The organism is Anaerosoma tenue, assembly GCF_023161965.1.
GTDB lineage: Bacteria > Actinomycetota > Coriobacteriia > Anaerosomatales > Anaerosomataceae > Anaerosoma > Anaerosoma tenue.
Genome location: NZ_JALNTY010000004.1, coordinates 142,662 through 157,989, shown reverse-complemented (window position 1 = coordinate 157,989; position 15,328 = coordinate 142,662). Strand labels below are relative to the sequence as shown.

Annotated in this window: 13 protein-coding genes and 1 tRNA gene; all 14 read right to left on the bottom strand. The window is 69.2% G+C overall.

The window, feature by feature from the left end; genetic code table 11:
* Positions 1–29: 29 nt before the first annotated feature.
* Positions 30–1,424: an L-seryl-tRNA(Sec) selenium transferase gene (gene selA / locus MSB02_RS10350; protein WP_267195166.1), complete on the bottom strand. Its 1,395-nt coding sequence runs from the start codon at positions 1,422–1,424 to the stop codon at positions 30–32.
* An 89-nt stretch (positions 1,425–1,513) separates the two neighbouring features.
* Positions 1,514–2,518 (bottom strand): selenide, water dikinase SelD, encoded by a 1,005-nt coding sequence (gene selD, locus MSB02_RS10345; RefSeq protein WP_323748534.1) that lies wholly within the window; start codon positions 2,516–2,518, stop codon positions 1,514–1,516.
* 151 nt (positions 2,519–2,669) lie between these two features.
* Positions 2,670–4,025 carry a bifunctional diguanylate cyclase/phosphodiesterase gene (locus MSB02_RS10340; protein ID WP_267195164.1) on the bottom strand — a complete coding sequence of 452 codons (1,356 nt, stop codon included), beginning with the start codon at positions 4,023–4,025 and terminating at the stop codon, positions 2,670–2,672.
* 15 nt (positions 4,026–4,040) lie between these two features.
* Positions 4,041–5,981, bottom strand: a complete 1,941-nt coding sequence (locus MSB02_RS10335) for a cellulase family glycosylhydrolase (RefSeq protein ID WP_267195163.1) — start codon at positions 5,979–5,981, stop codon at positions 4,041–4,043.
* Positions 5,978–7,150, bottom strand: coding sequence for a tetratricopeptide repeat protein (locus tag MSB02_RS10330; RefSeq protein ID WP_267195162.1), 1,173 nt, complete (start codon positions 7,148–7,150; stop codon positions 5,978–5,980). The genes MSB02_RS10335 and MSB02_RS10330 overlap by 4 nt, the downstream gene beginning before the upstream one ends.
* Complete coding sequence (locus MSB02_RS10325) at positions 7,147–7,809, bottom strand: cobalamin B12-binding domain-containing protein (protein ID WP_267195161.1); 663 nt, start codon at positions 7,807–7,809, stop codon at positions 7,147–7,149. The genes MSB02_RS10330 and MSB02_RS10325 overlap by 4 nt, the downstream gene beginning before the upstream one ends.
* Positions 7,810–7,932: 123 nt before the next feature.
* Positions 7,933–8,019: transfer RNA gene (locus tag MSB02_RS10320), tRNA-Leu, on the bottom strand.
* A 3-nt stretch (positions 8,020–8,022) separates the two neighbouring features.
* Positions 8,023–8,976, bottom strand: a complete 954-nt coding sequence (locus MSB02_RS10315; RefSeq protein ID WP_267195160.1) for a Ppx/GppA phosphatase family protein — start codon at positions 8,974–8,976, stop codon at positions 8,023–8,025.
* Positions 8,973–9,452, bottom strand: coding sequence for a DUF501 domain-containing protein (locus MSB02_RS10310; RefSeq protein WP_267195159.1), 480 nt, complete (start codon positions 9,450–9,452; stop codon positions 8,973–8,975). The genes MSB02_RS10315 and MSB02_RS10310 overlap by 4 nt, the downstream gene beginning before the upstream one ends.
* Positions 9,452–9,997, bottom strand: coding sequence for an FtsB family cell division protein (locus MSB02_RS10305; protein ID WP_267195158.1), 546 nt, complete (start codon positions 9,995–9,997; stop codon positions 9,452–9,454). Before MSB02_RS10305 ends, MSB02_RS10310 begins: the two co-directional genes overlap by 1 nt.
* A 138-nt stretch (positions 9,998–10,135) precedes the next feature.
* Positions 10,136–11,530 (bottom strand): pyruvate kinase, encoded by a 1,395-nt coding sequence (gene pyk / locus MSB02_RS10300; protein WP_267195157.1) that lies wholly within the window; start codon positions 11,528–11,530, stop codon positions 10,136–10,138.
* Between the two features lie 60 nt (positions 11,531–11,590).
* On the bottom strand, positions 11,591–12,883 hold the full coding sequence (gene eno, locus MSB02_RS10295; protein ID WP_267195156.1) for a phosphopyruvate hydratase: 1,293 nt from the start codon (positions 12,881–12,883) through the stop codon (positions 11,591–11,593).
* Between the two features lie 84 nt (positions 12,884–12,967).
* Entirely contained in the window at positions 12,968–14,410 is a 1,443-nt protein-coding gene (gene mazG, locus MSB02_RS10290; protein ID WP_267195155.1) for a nucleoside triphosphate pyrophosphohydrolase, read from the bottom strand.
* 23 nt (positions 14,411–14,433) lie between these two features.
* A complete protein-coding gene (locus tag MSB02_RS10285; RefSeq protein WP_323748533.1) occupies positions 14,434–15,324 on the bottom strand; it encodes a peptidylprolyl isomerase in 891 nt (296 codons plus the stop codon).
* Between the last annotated feature and the right edge of the window lie 4 nt (positions 15,325–15,328).

The window sequence follows — 15,328 nt, the reverse complement described above, 5'->3', positions numbered from 1 at the left end:
CATGCCCGCCCTGCACCCTGCCAGGCCGTTCACGCTCGTGCCGCCCGTGCGAGCGCCGAGGCGACCTCGGGGTCCTCGTCCTCGCGGAGCGTGCGGGGATCGAGCAGCAGGCGGTCGTCCTTGATGCGGGCGATCACCGCGGGCTCGCCGAGGCGGAGCCGCTCCTCGAGCGAGGTCGCGCTTCCGCGATGCGGGGCCAGCGCCACCACGGTGGTGGGGATGTCTTTCATCGGCAGGGCGCCACCGCCTGCCCGCGAGGTGTCGGCGGCAGTCACCACATCGAATGCCTCGCCACATGCGCTCACGATCGCGTCCGCCAATCTGCGGGCACGCCGCTCCAGTTTGGCCTGGGTCATCGTGAGCATCCTGAGCGTGGGGACCTCGGCGAACAGGCGCCGCTCGTCCAGGTACAGGCGGAGCGTCACTTCGAGCGCTGCGAGCGTCATCTTATCGAGTCGGACCGCGCGGGCGAGCGGGTGCTTCTTCAGCTTCGCGATGACATCTCGCTTGCCTGCCAGGATGCCCGCCTGCGGACCGCCGAGCAGCTTGTCACCGCTGGCGCTCACGAGGTCCGCACCTGCGGCCACGGCCGCACCGATCGTCGGCTCGCCAGGCAACCCGAATCGCGCGAGGTCGATGAGCACGCCGGACCCCTGGTCCTCGAAGACCGGGACGCCGTGCTCGGCGCCAAGCGCCACGAGATCCTCGAGCGACACCTCCTCGGTGAAGCCCACCACGCGGTAGTTGCTCGTGTGCACCTTGAGCATGAGTCCCGTGCGGGACGTGATGGCGTTCTTGTAGTCGCGCAGATGCGTCTTGTTGGTGGTGCCGATCTCCACCATCTTGGCGCCGCTCTCGCGCATGATGTCGGGGATCCGGAAGCTGCCCCCGATCTCCACGAGCTGCCCGCGGCTCACGATCGCTTCCTTGCGGCGTGCGAGCGCGGCAAGGCCGAGCAGCACCGCCGAGGCGTTGTTGTTCACGGCCATCGCCGCCTCGGCCCCGGTGAGGCGGCAGATGAGATCCTCCACGTGCACGTGCCTGCTGCCGCGCTGCCCGCTCGGCACGTCGTACTCGAGCGTGGAGTAGCCGCGGGCCACCTCGGCAACGGCCTCGATCGCGGTCTCCGCAAGCGGCGATCTGCCGAGGTTGGTGTGCACCACGATGCCGGTGGCGTTGATGACGCGCCGGAGCGACCTGCGCGCCTTGAGCGCGAGCCACGCGACGGCGTCCGCGGCGATCGCGTCGGCCGAGACCTCGACGATCTCCCCGGCGCGTACAGCAGCTCGCGTGGCGTCGAGCGCCTCGCGCAGCGCCTCCAGCGTGAGCGGGCGCCCGTGCGTGGCATCGAGCGCAGCCACGTCCTCCCGCTTGAGGAGCTCGTCGACCTTGGGCAGTGAGCGAAGCAATGTGTTGGTATCCATGGGAGTCATTCTAGCGGTTCACTGCAACGCTGCCCTACACCCATCACGGCGCGTCGTCGGGCCGACACGAGAAGAGCCGTGGGAACGGCCTAGGCGATGCGGACCCTGCCCGGCTCGCCCTTCACGGCGCGGCCTAGCACCACGGCTTCTTCACCCCGCGCCGCGAGCGCCGCAAGCAACGCGTCGGCCTTCTCCGGGGCGACCGCCATCAGCAGGCCCCCGCTCGTCTGCGGATCAGCGAGGATGCCTTTCCAGGTGAAGTCTGCGGGGCCCCAGTCCACGAACGCGTCGAGGTACGCCACCACATCGGCGGTGCGGCCAGGCCGCACCATCGCCTCGGCATATTCGATGACGCCCGGCCAGGTGGGTACGGCCGCAAGCTCGATCTCGCACGCGCAGCCGCTGCCCTCGGCCATCTCCCGGATATGGCCCGCCAGGCCGAATCCCGTGATGTCGGTAGCGGCATGCACGCCGATCTCCACCATCGCCTCGGCGGCCGCGCGGTTGAGGTGCGCCATGCTCTCGATCACGTCGCGCTGGCTCTCCTCGGTCTCGAGTCCCTGCTTGATCGCGGTGTTGAGGATCCCCACGCCGATCCGCTTGGTGAGCACCAGCGCATCTCCCGGGCGTGCTCCCACGTTGCGGACCGCGCCTCCCGCGCCGGCGACACCCATCACGGACAGCCCGTACTTGGGCTCCTTGTCGTCGATGGTGTGGCCGCCTACGATAACGGCCCCCGCCTCGCGCACCTTGTCGGCGCCGCCGCGCAGCACCTCGGCGGTGACCTCCGGCGGCAACGAGCAGGGCATGGCAAGCAGGTTCATCGCGGTGAGCGGCCTGCCGCCCATCGCGTAGATGTCCGAGAGCGCGTTGGCCGCGGTGATTCGCCCGAAGTCGTACGGGTCGTCGACCATCGGCGTGAAGAAGTCCACCGTGAGCAGGACCGTCTGGTCGCCGAGACGATAGACCGCGGCGTCATCGGAGGTGTCGAACCCCACGAGCAGGTCTTCCGACTCTCCCGGATGCATCTTCTCGAGCACGGCGGCGAGGTCTCCCGGACCCCACTTGGCGGCTCAACCGGCCTTGGTCGACATCTGCGTGAGACGGACGGGCTCCACTGGGCGGCTCCTAAGAATCGGTTTCGTTCATGCATAGCATAACCGATGCTGATGCCAAAGGAAGGGTGCGGGCACGTGTTCGTGAGGCGTCAGAGCGCAGCGGTGCCCATGAGGCGCCTCGCCGCGATCAGAACGCTGGTGTGACGTCCTCGTCGGCGGGATACGGGAGTTGCGGCCTGCAGAAGAGAAAGCCCTGGCCGAACTCCACGCCGAGCTCCCGCAGAACGGCGAGCTGGTCGGCCCGCTCGATGCCCTCGGCGATGAGCTTCACGCCGGTCCGCTCGGCGAAGGTGACGAGGGTGCCCACGAGCGCGCGGCGGACCTCGTCGGTGTCCACATCACGGATGAGCGAGATGTCGATCTTCAGCCAATCCGGCCGCACCTCGGCGATGCACTGCATCGACCCGTACCCCGCCCCGCCATCGTCGATAGCGATGCGGAACCCCAGGGTACGCAGGTACTCGAGCGTCGCCCGGAACGCCGCGAAATCCTCCACCGCCGTGCGCTCAGTGATCTCGAAGACGACCCGTGAAGGCTCGGCCTCTTCACTCTCTCCAAGCGTGCCGAGCATGATGTCGCGCAGTTCGGGATCGGCCACGGCCTCGGGTTCGATGTTCACGAACAGCAGCCGGCCCTCGGGGAGCGACGCCGCGGCTTCGAACGCGCGGCTGCGGCACAGCCGCTCGAGCTGAAGCACCAGGTCGGCATCGTAGGCAACCTTGAACAGCTTGTCCGGGCGCTCGAACTCGCTCGCCTCCGGCCCGCGTGAAAGCGCCTCGTACCCGATGATGGAGAGGTCGCTCAGGCGGTAGATGGGATGCACGAGCGTCCTGATCGCGCCGGCGGCGAGGATCTCCTCCAGCCGCCGCTTGCGGCACTCGCCGTCGCTGCATTCGCGCTTCTCCGAGTCGGCCAGCGCATCCTCGAGCGCCATGTGGACCAACCGCTCCAGCCGTACGTTGCCGTCCCGCCGAGCGGTCGTGGCTCCCACGTAGCACCCGAACTTGGGGAAGATCGCCGGCTCGAGCACGGTTTCCAGATCGTCGCGCACGCGTCTCTCGATCCGCCGGGCAAGCTCATCGAGCGCCTCGCGGTCCATGCCGGCCGTGGTCCTCGGCGGCGAGAGCAGCACCACCAGCGCGTTGCCCGAGATCATGAGCTCGGCCACGATGTCGCTGTCGCGCAGCTCGAAACCGGTGATCCGCTCCAGCGACGCCGCCACCTCGCGCATGACCTCGTCAAAGACCTCCCACCCGTAGATCTCCTCGATCTTCGAGTACTTCATCACGTTAAGGCACAGCAGGGAGATCTCCCCGCGCTCCTCGAGCAACGACTCGATCCGGGGGAAGAGCAGCGGCGCCGTGGGGAGCCCGGTGACCGGATCGAACAGCAGCCGCCTGAGATGCGGGTGCTTGGCCACCACGTCGTGCAGCTCGAGCCAGGGGCCGAGCAGGAACGACGAACCTGAGTGGGTGTCCGGCATGCGATCCTCGCTCCCTTATCCGTACGTCAATCTCAGTAGTGCCGCGCCGTTCGGGCCGAGCGGTACGCCAAAGGACCTGGCTCCCACGTCGGCCGCCTTGCCCCCTCGGACATCTGTCACGGAGGCTACCACACGTTCGGTGGTGAGCGTGGCAGTGCGCGGCGCCATATCGTGGCTGAGCACGCAGACCACATCGTCGCCGTCGCCCTGGAACTGCGCGATCTCTACGACCGGGTCGTCGCAGTCCACCACTGGCCCGCCGCCGGCGGCGCGCGCCACCGACCCGTATACCGTGCGCAGGAGACCCTTCACGGCCTCGGGCGCCGCCCATGGATCGCTCTGGGCGATCGCGCGCTCCAGCGGCGCCGCGAGGAACACGGCCCGGCCCTGTCCGTACTGGTTGACAGTGAGCAGCGGACTGCCCGTGGCATCCGTGGCCACCACCGTGGCGCTCCCGCCCCCCACGAGCGCGTAGTGCGGGAGGTCGAGGCGCGCATCGAACGCCGACAGTTCGCCCAGCAGTCCCGGCTGCGCGATGCGGCAGCTCACCACCTGCCGCACGCCATGATCGCCGAGGAAATCCACGCCGAATATCTCACGGAGCGCGGGATCCGCGTCACCGCCTCCGTACGACAGCACCACCGAACCGCCCGACTGCACGAAGGCCGCTAGAGCCTTCCACATTCCGGGCGAGAGCTTGCCCGCCGACGGGACGAACAGCGTCATGAAACCGTCCAGGTCGTCGCCCTCGCTCATGAGCGTCACCGGCAGGTGCGCCTCCTTGGCGGCGATGTACGACTGCAGACACGAGCGCGGGTCGTACAACCCCGCAAGCGAGGGAAGCGACTCGTACCGCTCGGCGGGCACCACCACCGCCGAACGTTCGGGCGCGAGCGCGTAGCGTCGCAGGTCGAGTCTCGCCACGGCGCGGATGAAGCGGCGGACCTCCTCGAGCACGGGTTTCGGCTCGCCGTCCGGACCGGTGACGCCCACGAGCGTCTCGTACGGATCGCGGAAGTACGGCTCGCGCTTCTCCGCCTCGAGGTCGCGCCATCGCCGCAGCACCACGCCCGCGCCGCGGTTCATCACCGTCGAGAACAGCGCGGTCCTCACGTACGCGGCCTCCTCGGCGACCGATCCGTCGAGGGAGTGGACGCCCACGCCGTCGGCCAGCACGGGGAGCGTGCGGTTGTTCGCGCGCAGCAGGAACGAGTCGAGATAGGTGGCGGGGCCGTACGTGAGCGGCCCTTCGGCCATGTAGGAGAGGTAGGGCGCCGTGACGCGGGAGAGCGCGTGCTCGAAGCCGTCGATCGTCTCGCGCGCATCCACCCCGGTCTCGCGTACGAGCGTCTCGGCGCCGACCCCCAGGATGACCTGCCGGGCGGTGTCCACCTCGCGGATCGCGTCCTTGAGCGTACGGGCCCACGCCTGGAGCCGCTCCTCGGTCTCGAATCCCGTGAAGAACGCCTCGTTCCCGAGCTCCCAGGCCCAGACGGCGGGGTCGGTTCGGAAATGGTTCACCACACGCTGCACGAGCGATATCTCTCGCTGGATCAGATAGTCGTCGGTCCGCGGGTCGCGCTTCTTCGCCCAGGGGACCTCGTTCATCTCGGCAAGACGATCGTCGGCGAAGAAGGTGACGATCGCCCGGAGGTCGTGCGCACGCGCGCCCTCCAGCACGGAGCCGAGCCTGTCCATCGCCTCGTCGTCGTACTGGCCTACCTGCGGCTCGAAGAGCTTCCACGACACGAACACGCGCACCAGGGAGAAGTGCGCCTCCGCCATCGCCGTGAAGTCGTCAGCGAGATCGCGGTCATACCAGTCGCTGAACGAGGCGCGCTCGGCATCGAGCGGGTAGAGGTCGACCCCTACCGGGAACAAGGGGTTCCGCACCGGGGCCGCGGCCGCCGGCGCGCCGCCTTCCGCGGCGCCGGGTCCGGATGGACTGCCGCTCACTGGTCGTCACCTCCCGCGACGTACTCGTCGTACAGCCGCCAGAAGAGCCCCTGGCGCTTGGTGTCGTAGTAGGCGGCGCGCCGGATCTCCCACGACGCCTCGGCGTGACGCCCCTCGGTGAGGTAGGCCGCCGCGAGTCCGAAACGGGCGCGGACGCACGCGGGGTCGAGACGTACGGCGAGGCGGTAGGCTTTGCCCGCCTGCTCGTAGCGCTGCAGGCCGAGCAGCGACTCGGCGAGAAGCACGTGGACGAGCGAGTGCGACGGCGCCTGCTTGGCCAGCGCGATGAAGACCCTCGCCGCATGCCGGCTGAGCCCGGTCCGTCGCGCATACACGACCCCGAGGCAGTACAGCGCCGTTGCGAGGTCGGGCTGCAGCGAGAGCGCCCGCACCGCGCAGGCCATCGCCTCGTTGGCCGCCTCCTGCTTGAGGTACGCGTACGCCGCAAGCGCCAGCGCCTCGGCGTCGTCGGGCTGCTCGTCGAGCGCGAGACGCACGAGATCGGCGGCGGTGAAGAAGTCGTCCGCCTTGAGCGCGAGCCCCGCCGCCCCCACCCGGGCGTCGCGGTTGGGCTTCACGCGAGCCGGATCCACCTGCACGACCGGGGCGTCCTTCAGTCCGAGGAGTGCGAAGAAGAGCTCGTCCTGGCTGGGATCGAGCTCGCCGGCCTGACGGAACAGCGGGAGGGCGAGCGCCATCCCCTCGCGCTTGAGGCTGTCGATGGCCAGGTTGTAGGTGGCCCGCGACTCCTTGGGGTCGAGGTCGAGGGCACGACGCCAACTCTCCACCGCCTCCTCTTCGAAGGCGGCCGCGGAGAACGCCTCGCCAAGCTGCACGTGAGCGGTCACCAGATCGGGCGCCACCTCGGCAAGCTCGTGCCAGACGAGGACGGACTGGTCCCACATGCCGCCCCGGCGATCGTACGCCAGGCCCAGCGCGAGGTATGCCGGCGAGCAATCGGGGTCCGCCTCGATCGCTGCGGTGGCCTCGGCAATGGCCTCGTCGTAGAAGTCGCCTTCGAGCATCAGATGCGCGAGCAGGGCGCGGACGCGCGGCTGGCCGTGGTCGATCGCAAGCGCCTCGTAGCACGCGGCCACAGCGGCGCCCACCTGGCCCTGGCGTGCGAGGGTCTCCGCCTGCTCCGCTGCGCTCGGCCGGCCTGCCATCATCCATCACCGCCGGTCGATGCAAGATCGCGGGCGACACGGTTCATGAGCCTGAGCGCGCTCTCGGCCCCGGTGACCACGCCGTTGGCGCCTGCGTCCCTGGCCAGTGCGGGATCTGCCGCGAACGGACCGCCGCCTACGAGAAGGACGACGCCGTCCACGCCCTCGGCTGTGAGCATGTCCCTGATGCTCGCCACCGAGCGCGCCGTGCGCATCGTCTCGGCGAACGCGATCACGATCCGCGCGCCGGTCTCTTGCACGCGCTCCACGAAGTCGGCGGGTCGGACATCGGCACCCAGGTCGTTGACGCGGTATCCGGCCTCCTTGAGCGTGGCGGCCACGATGGTCCGGGCGATCGAATGCATATCCCTGTGGACCGTGCCCACCACCGCCGTGACGCCGGTGTCGCGCTTTGCCGCCGGAGGCATCACGAACGAGCCGATCTGCTCGGCAACCACGGATGCCTGGGTGAACGCCATCTCGTCGATCGCGCCGGATGCCCAGGCGCCGCCGAGCATGCCCATAGCCGGGGCATACAGGGTGTCGAAGAGGGCGTCCTGGGCCACCCCGGACGACCGGACGCTCTCGACCACCTGGATGGCCGAGGCCGGATCCTGGTCGATGAACGCCTGATAGAGTCGTGCCGCTGCTTCCGCGGCCAACCGTCACCCTCCTGCCCGTGCGAGACGCCCCGCACCTGTCGGCCGCACTGACGTCCGGGTACGGTACCCGGACGGCGCGGCCGTCCTGCCGTCACTACAACGCGCACCACGCGCGTGCCCGTTTGGTAGCGGTGGTGGGATTCGAACCCACACGGCCTTACGGCCAGAGGCTTTTAAGGCCCCCTCCTGTACCAGTTCGGATACACCGCCGTCTCATCCGGCCCCGCCGTCATCGAACGGGTCCAGCATCATGCCGTAGAGGATATCGTGTTCGCTCACGAGCGTCGAAGAGAGCCCGGCGTACGCAAGCACCGACTGCAGCACGATCGCCCCCGCCACGATCACCCCCGCGCGGTCGGGCTCGAGCCCGGTGACGCCCCGCCGCTCGGCGAGCGTCATCCGTGCGAGGTGGTCGAGCGTGTCGAGCAGGGACGAGCCGCTGAGGCGATAGCCGTGCACGCGCTCGGGGTCGTACGGGTCGAGCTCGAGCTCGATCGCCGCAAGACTCGTGGCGGTGCCCGCCACCGACACCATCTCGGCGGGCCGCTCCCGCAACGCGCTGAAGAACGGACGGAGCTCGTCCGCCACCCACGCCGATGCGCGCTCCACCTCGTCACGCGCGGGCGGATCGCTCTCAAGGAACATCTCGGTGATCCGGCGGGAGCCCACGTCCACCGAGCGCACCGCTTCGATGGATGCATGCCGGCGTCCATCGGCCACCGACGTGGTCCCCAGCACGATCTCGGTGGAGCCGCCGCCCACGTCCACGACCATCACGCGTTCGTCACGGATGCCGTAGGTGGCGCCAAGGAAGGTGAGGTAGCCCTCGCGGCTGCCGCTGATGATCTGCGGACGGATCCCCGCGGCCTCCAGCCGCTCGAGGAACTCGTCGCTGTTACGGGCGTCACGCGATGCCGAGGTGGCCACGGCCACGATCCGTGCGGCGCCCAGCTCCCGCGCCTCGACCACGAACCCGGCAACGGCGTCGGCGACCCGCGTCATCCCCTCCGCGGACAGCACGCCGGTGCTCGACCAGCCCTCGCCGAGGTGTGTGATGCGCGACCGGCGCACGACCTCATGCACCTCGCCGTCCACGACATCGGCCACGAGCAGGCGTGCCGTGACCGTTCCGATGTCGATCGCCGCGCGTCGCTCCGCACCCATCATCCGGCCTCCTCACAACGACGGTCATCGCACTCCAGCGCGACATCCGCGAGCACACCCGCACCCACCGGGTCGTCGATGCCGGCGATGAACGCCGCCGCGTGCGCGTGAAGGCACTTCACTCCGCGGACATCGCGCTGCCCGGCGATCCCCACGCGCGCGAAGGGATCCGGGCCGCCCGCCTCGGCCGCACGCGCCGCCCGGTATGCCGCATCGGCCGCATCGAGCCGCTCCGCGAGGGCCTGATCCCGCGTCAGCGCATCGCGCCAGCGGGCCACCCCTCCACGCGACTCGATCGCAGATACGGCCCTGACCAGATGAGGGCACGTGAGGTAGTACAGCGTGGGGAACGGCGGATCGCCGTCGGGGGCCGTGGCGATCACCACCGGATAGGCGTACGAACAGCGCACCGCCACGCGCCAGGAGCCGCGCGGCGGTCGTCCAAGCTGCCATGCCACGGTGCGGGCGTCGTCGGCCATCAGAGACCGAACAGCGCGTCGAGCGCCTGCTGCCACAGCGGCGGTTCGGGCTCGCCGTCCACGAGCACGGTCGCCGACGTCTCACCCAGTGTCCCGCCGGTCACCACATACGCCTGCTCACCCGGCTTGACCATGCCGAGACTCTCACGTGCCGCTTGCTCCACGCCTTCGGGGGTCTTCAGCCGGTCGACCTGCTCCCGCAACGTCTCGTTCCGGGTCTTGAGGCCGTCGAGCTCGGCCTGCAGGGTCTGCAGCTCGCGCTCGTGCTGGTACTGGATACGGAGGACCGGGTAGACAGTCCACGCCGCGAGCACGATGGTGACCGAGAGGAGAGCGGGTGTGACCCACCGCGGCAGACGCGCGCGTCGTGTGGCCTTCTTGGCCCCGGTGGCGCCGGCCCGCTTAGGGGCCGCGGAGCCGCGCTTCTTGCTCCGGGTGGGCGCTTTCGAGGTGCGAGCGGACGCCGTGCGGCGACCCGACCCCCTGCGTGAGGTGGTCGTTCCGCTGCTCGTCGAGACCCGCTTCTGCGTTCGTGCTGTAGCCATGGGCACGCGATCCGTGGTGTGACAAGGCCGACGACTGTCCTGGTGGGGCGGACGCCCCTGTGTGGACCATCATAGCACCGCCGTCGGGTGTGGAGAAACCCTCTATCTCAACCTTAGGCTGATATGGAAGGGGCCCTGTCACACACCACAGACCTGGATGAAGTCGGTCGAACCGGTCACATGCACCGCGACGCCACCCGTGACCGCCACCATCTCCCCCGGCTGCGCCGCCCCCGCATCCCTGAGCGCCTGCACCGCAGCGGTCACCATGCCATCGGTCGAGTCGTAGGCGCCGATGACCAGCGGACGCACGCCCCACACCGGTGTGAGTCGCCTGGCGACGACGTCATCGGGCGTCGCTGCGACCACCGGTGTGTCCGGACGATGGGCCGCTACCTTGCGCGCCGTGGCGCCCGACTGGGTCACGGTCACGATCGCCGCAAGATCGAGGCTCCCGGCGAGATCGCACACGGCGCCGCTCACCGCGGCAGCCACGTCGGTAGCTCGCCGCCCGGGACGTACCGTCTCACGCACGCCAGCGCCCTCGGCTGCGCGCACGATCCGGTCCATCGTGGCGAGCACGTGCACGGGGTGGTCGCCGATCGCCGTCTCCCCGGAGAGCATCACAGCATCGACACTGTCGAATATGGCGTTGGCCACATCGGACGCCTCCGCCCGCGTGGGGCGCATGGCCGAGGTCATCGACTCGAGCATCTGGGTGGCCACGATCACGGGTGTTCCGGTGCGATGACACTCGGCCACGATGCGGCGCTGCGCCACAGGCACCGCCTCGGGCGAGGTCTCCACGCCCAGGTCGCCGCGCGCGACCATCACGATGTCGGCCGTGTCCACGATGCGCTCGAGGTCGTCGAGCGCCTCATGCTTCTCGATCTTGGCGACGATCGGCACCGCCCGGTCACCCATCGCCTCCCGCAGCCGGACGACATCCTCGGCACACCGCACGAACGACTGCGCCACCAGGTCCACACCCATGTCGAGCGCCCAGGCCAGGTCGTCGAGGTCGCGTTGCGTCATCCCCTCCACGTTCAACCGCACTCCGGGGACGTTCACACCCTTGCGGCTCGAGACAGGCCCGCCGCTCACCACCACGGTATGCACCTCGCCCGGCGCGGTAGCGGTCACGCGAAGCTCGATCCGGCCATCGTCGATCAGGATGCGGTCGCCAGGCGTCACGTCATCGGCAAGCCCTGCATGGGTGACAACGGCGCCGGAGCGATCCCCGGCGCCTCCGGCCGCGCGCAGCACGAACGGTTCGCCCTCGGCCAGCAGCGTACCCGTGGCCACCTCGCCCAGACGCAGCTTCGCGCCACCCAGGTCGAGCATGACCCCCACGTGACGGCCGGATGCCTTCGCGGCGGTCCGGATCGCGTGCAGTTGACGTTCCAGCACGGCGCACGAGGCATGGGCCGTGTTGAGCCGCGCCACGTCGATGCCGGCGTCCACAAGCCCCTGAAGCGCGTCGGCGTCATCCGATGACGGCCCCAGCGTGGCTATGATCTTCGTCCGACGCATGGCACCTGCCTGCCTATGCCATGCCAGCTGCCCGACTCAGGGCGCCGGCACGGCCTCGCGCTAGCGGTCTATGTTCGTGAACGCGCCCAGCCCGGGATACGTGGCCGAGCAGCCGAGCTCTTCCTCGATACGCAGCAGCTGGTTGTACTTGGCAACGCGATCGCTCCGCGCGGGCGCTCCGGTCTTGATCTGACCAGCGTTGACCGCCACCGCCACGTCGGCGATCGTCGTGTCCTCCGTCTCGCCGGAACGGTGTGAGATCACGGTGGTGTAGCCCGCACGATGCGCCATCTGGATCGCCTCGAGCGTCTCGGTGAGCGAGCCGATCTGGTTGAGCTTGATCAGGATGGAGTTCGCTGCGCCCATCTCGATACCGCGAGCGAGACGCTCGGTATTGGTGACGAAGAGGTCGTCGCCCACGAGCTGCACGCGGTCGCCCAGACGGTCCGTCAGGAGCTTCCAGCCGTCCCAGTCCTCCTCGGCCATGCCATCCTCGATCGAGATGATCGGGTACCGATCCACGAGATCGGCCCAGAACTCCACCATCTCCGCGCTGGTGAGCTCGCGGCCCTCTCCGGAGAGCACATAGACGCCGCGATCCGCGTCGTAGAACTCGGTGGAGGCAGGGTCGAGCGCGAACATGATCTGCTCGCCCAGGCTGTAACCGGCCGTCGTGACGGCCTCGGAGATCACCCGGAGCGCCTCCTCGTTGCTGCCCAGGTTCGGCGCGAAGCCGCCTTCGTCCCCCACCCCGGTGGCGAGTCCGTGGTCGTGCAGCACCTTCTTGAGGGTGTGGTAGATCTCGGCGCACATGCGCAGGCCCTCGGCGAAACTGCCGGCGCCCACGGGCATCACCATGAACTCCTGCAGGTCGACGTTGTTGTCGGCGTGCGCGCCGCCATTGAGGATGTTCATCATCGGGACCGGGATGGCCGCTGCGTTGCACCCGCCGATGTACGAGTAGAGCGTGAGCTCGCAGCTCTGCGCAGCCGCCTTGGCCACGGCGAGCGAGACACCCAGGATCGCGTTGGCGCCGAGCGAGCCCTTGTTGGGGGCACCGTCGAGGTCGAGCAGCGCCGCATCCACCGCGCGTTGGTCCGTTGCCTCCACGCCCAGCAGCGCCGGAGCGATGATCTCGTTCACGTTCGTCACAGCAGTGAGCACGCCCTTGCCCAGATAGCGGGCCGAATCCCCGTCGCGGAGCTCGACGGCCTCGAAGGCGCCCGTGGAGGCGCCGCTTGGCACCGCGGCCCTGCCCCAACTGCCGTCGTCGAGGACCACTTCCACCTCGACGGTCGGGTTGCCCCGGGAGTCGAGGACTTCCCGTGCCATGATGTCCGTGATGAAGCTCATTCCCGCTCCTCCGTCTCGTTCGGCCGCGCTGCCCGGGCCCGCACCACCGCAGGGCGCCCATCGCCCGGCAGAGCGGTCACACCGCTACTGACCAGAACCTTCCCCAGTACGCTCGGCGCGCTTCGCGCCCTCCCACAGTCCGTCCCACTCGTCCGCCGTGAGCCCGTCGAGAGGCCGTCCCGCCTCCGAGGAGGCGCGCTCCATATCCTCGAACCGCGCCGTGAACTTCTCGCACGTGCGACGGAGCGCAGTCTCCGCGTCGATGCCCATCTTCCGCGCGACGTTCACCACCGTGAACAGCAGGTCGCCAAGCTCCTCCTCGGCCTCGGCCGAGCCCGCCTGCGTGGCCTTCAGCTCATCGATCTCCTCGTGCACCTTGGCCCACACGCCATCGATGTCGTCCCACTCGAAGCCCGCGGCGGCGGCCCGCCGGGAGATCTTCTGCGCACGCATGAGGGAGGGGAACGACGCGGGCACCTCGCCGAGGACACCGCGCGCGGGCTTCTCCCCGCGCTTGATGGCGTCCCAGTTGCGCGTCACTTCCTCGGCGGTCTCCACGTTCACCTCGCCGAAGACATGCGGGTGCCGCCGGCGGATCTTGGTGACGATCGAAGCGATGACATCGTCGATCGTGAAGGAGCCGTCGTCGGCGCCTATCTGCGCGTTCAGCACCACCTGGAGCAACACATCGCCGAGCTCGTCAGCGAGCGCGTCGGGGTCGGCCGCCTCGATGGCCGCGACCGCCTCGTACGCCTCCTCGATCATGTGCGGCGCCAGTGATGCATGGGTCTGCTCGCGGTCCCACGGGCATCCGTCAGGACCCCTGAGCACGGCGATGATACGCACCAGCTCCTGGAAGCCCCCGGGGGCCTCTATCCGGCTCGGGGAGACGTACAGCGCGCTGCCTCTCGGCACGCCTGACAGGGATGCGATCTCGTCCAGCGTCGTCCTCGTGAGCTCGAACCCGCCGCCCTCGAGCCCGCTGGCCACCACCACCGTATGTTCGGCAGCATAGAAGCCGCGCAGGTACGACGCCGCCGACCGTGCCTCGAGCGCATTGTCCACACCGGTGATGATCAGGTGTGTGTCGCGCCGCAGGTCGAGCCCGGACACCGCGCCGGCGTCCACGATCTCGAGGTCTGCCGTCATGTCCACGTCGAGTGCGAGCACGAGCACCTGGAGCGGCGAGGCCACGGGGAAGACATCCACGCTGCCGCGCCCGCGCGCAAGCACCGCCGAGATGAGCCCTTCGCGCACCAACGGGTAGGCTCCCGCCACGAAGGCCACGTCTCCTGTTGCGGCGCAACGCAGGAGCGCCTCGACCACGTCGGTGGTCGAGGCGCGCTCCGTGAGTCCGAGTTCGGCGAGGGACACCGCGGGTATCCCAAGCGATCCGAGAGCCGCTGCGGGCGCTCCGGTCGCGGATGGGACGACCACCGTGTCGGCGTCACGCAACCGCGCGACCGCACGCACGTCGGGCATGCCTTCGGCGTCGGGCTCGAGCCCGACGATGGCTATCGTCCCCAAGACCGCCCCCTCCCGGACGACCGCTACTCGCTCGGTGCGAGACTCTCGTCGAGGTACTCGATGTCGGCGTCCGCACGCAGCTGAGCCACGTACTGCTGCAGCGCGATCTCCGAGCCGCCCGCAGCGAGCATGGCCTGCAGGTCCGCGGGCGCTTCGCTGATCTCGCTACCCTCGGCGGCCTCGGCCACCTTCAGGATGATGTGCCACCCGAACTGCGACTGGACCGGCTCGCTGATCTCTCCCACCTCGAGCGCGTCAGCGGCAGAGGCGAACTCCGCCACGTAGTCGCTGGTGGGCGCCCACCCGAGGTTGCCGCCATCGATGGCGCTCGCGGTATCCGAGGAGTTCTCCGATGCGAGAGCCGCGAAGTCCTCGCCGTCGGTGGCGCGATCGTAGAGCTCATTCGCCAGGGCCTCGTCCGACACGAGGATGTGCGAGAGCTGCGAGTAGGTCTGCGGAACGACCGTGACGCTCGTTTCCGAGGCGGCCTTCTCCTGGATGAACTCGTTCGCCAGCTGGTCGCGGACGCTCTTGCGGACGTCCTCGACCGTGAGCCCGGCAGCGGTGATCTGCTCCTCGATCGTGGCCTCGTCGGCCCCGCCCATGAGCTGCGACAGGCGCTCGGTCACGGCTTCCTCGCTCAGATCGGCGCCGAGCTCCTCGGCCTCCTGGGTGATCAGAGCCGAGTCGATCATCATCTCGAGCAGCTGCTTCTTGTATGCAAGCGCGGTCTCATCGTCGAGCTGCCCCCCCGACTGGGCGAGGATCTGCTCATAGATGGTGTCGAACTCGGCACGGGTGATCTCCTCGCCATTGACGCGCGCTACGGCGTCGGTGGACGAGCAGCCGGCCACCGCGCCGATGAGAACGGTGGCGAGCAGAAGAGCGGCGATGCCGCGGATGGTTCGCACGATGATG

What these genes read in the sequence shown, in the direction of transcription:
- MSB02_RS10340 (WP_267195164.1), bottom strand. Translation starts at nt 4,025, where the DNA reads ATGCCGGACACCCACTCAGGTTCGTCGTTCCTGCTCGGCCCCTGGCTC.
- pyk (WP_267195157.1), bottom strand. Translation starts at nt 11,530, where the DNA reads ATGCGTCGGACGAAGATCATAGCCACGCTGGGGCCGTCATCGGATGAC.
- MSB02_RS10305 (WP_267195158.1), bottom strand. Translation starts at nt 9,997, where the DNA reads ATGGCTACAGCACGAACGCAGAAGCGGGTCTCGACGAGCAGCGGAACG.
- MSB02_RS10310 (WP_267195159.1), bottom strand. Translation starts at nt 9,452, where the DNA reads ATGGCCGACGACGCCCGCACCGTGGCATGGCAGCTTGGACGACCGCCG.
- eno (WP_267195156.1), bottom strand. Translation starts at nt 12,883, where the DNA reads ATGAGCTTCATCACGGACATCATGGCACGGGAAGTCCTCGACTCCCGG.
- MSB02_RS10315 (WP_267195160.1), bottom strand. Translation starts at nt 8,976, where the DNA reads ATGATGGGTGCGGAGCGACGCGCGGCGATCGACATCGGAACGGTCACG.
- MSB02_RS10330 (WP_267195162.1), bottom strand. Translation starts at nt 7,150, where the DNA reads ATGATGGCAGGCCGGCCGAGCGCAGCGGAGCAGGCGGAGACCCTCGCA.
- selA (WP_267195166.1), bottom strand. Translation starts at nt 1,424, where the DNA reads ATGGATACCAACACATTGCTTCGCTCACTGCCCAAGGTCGACGAGCTC.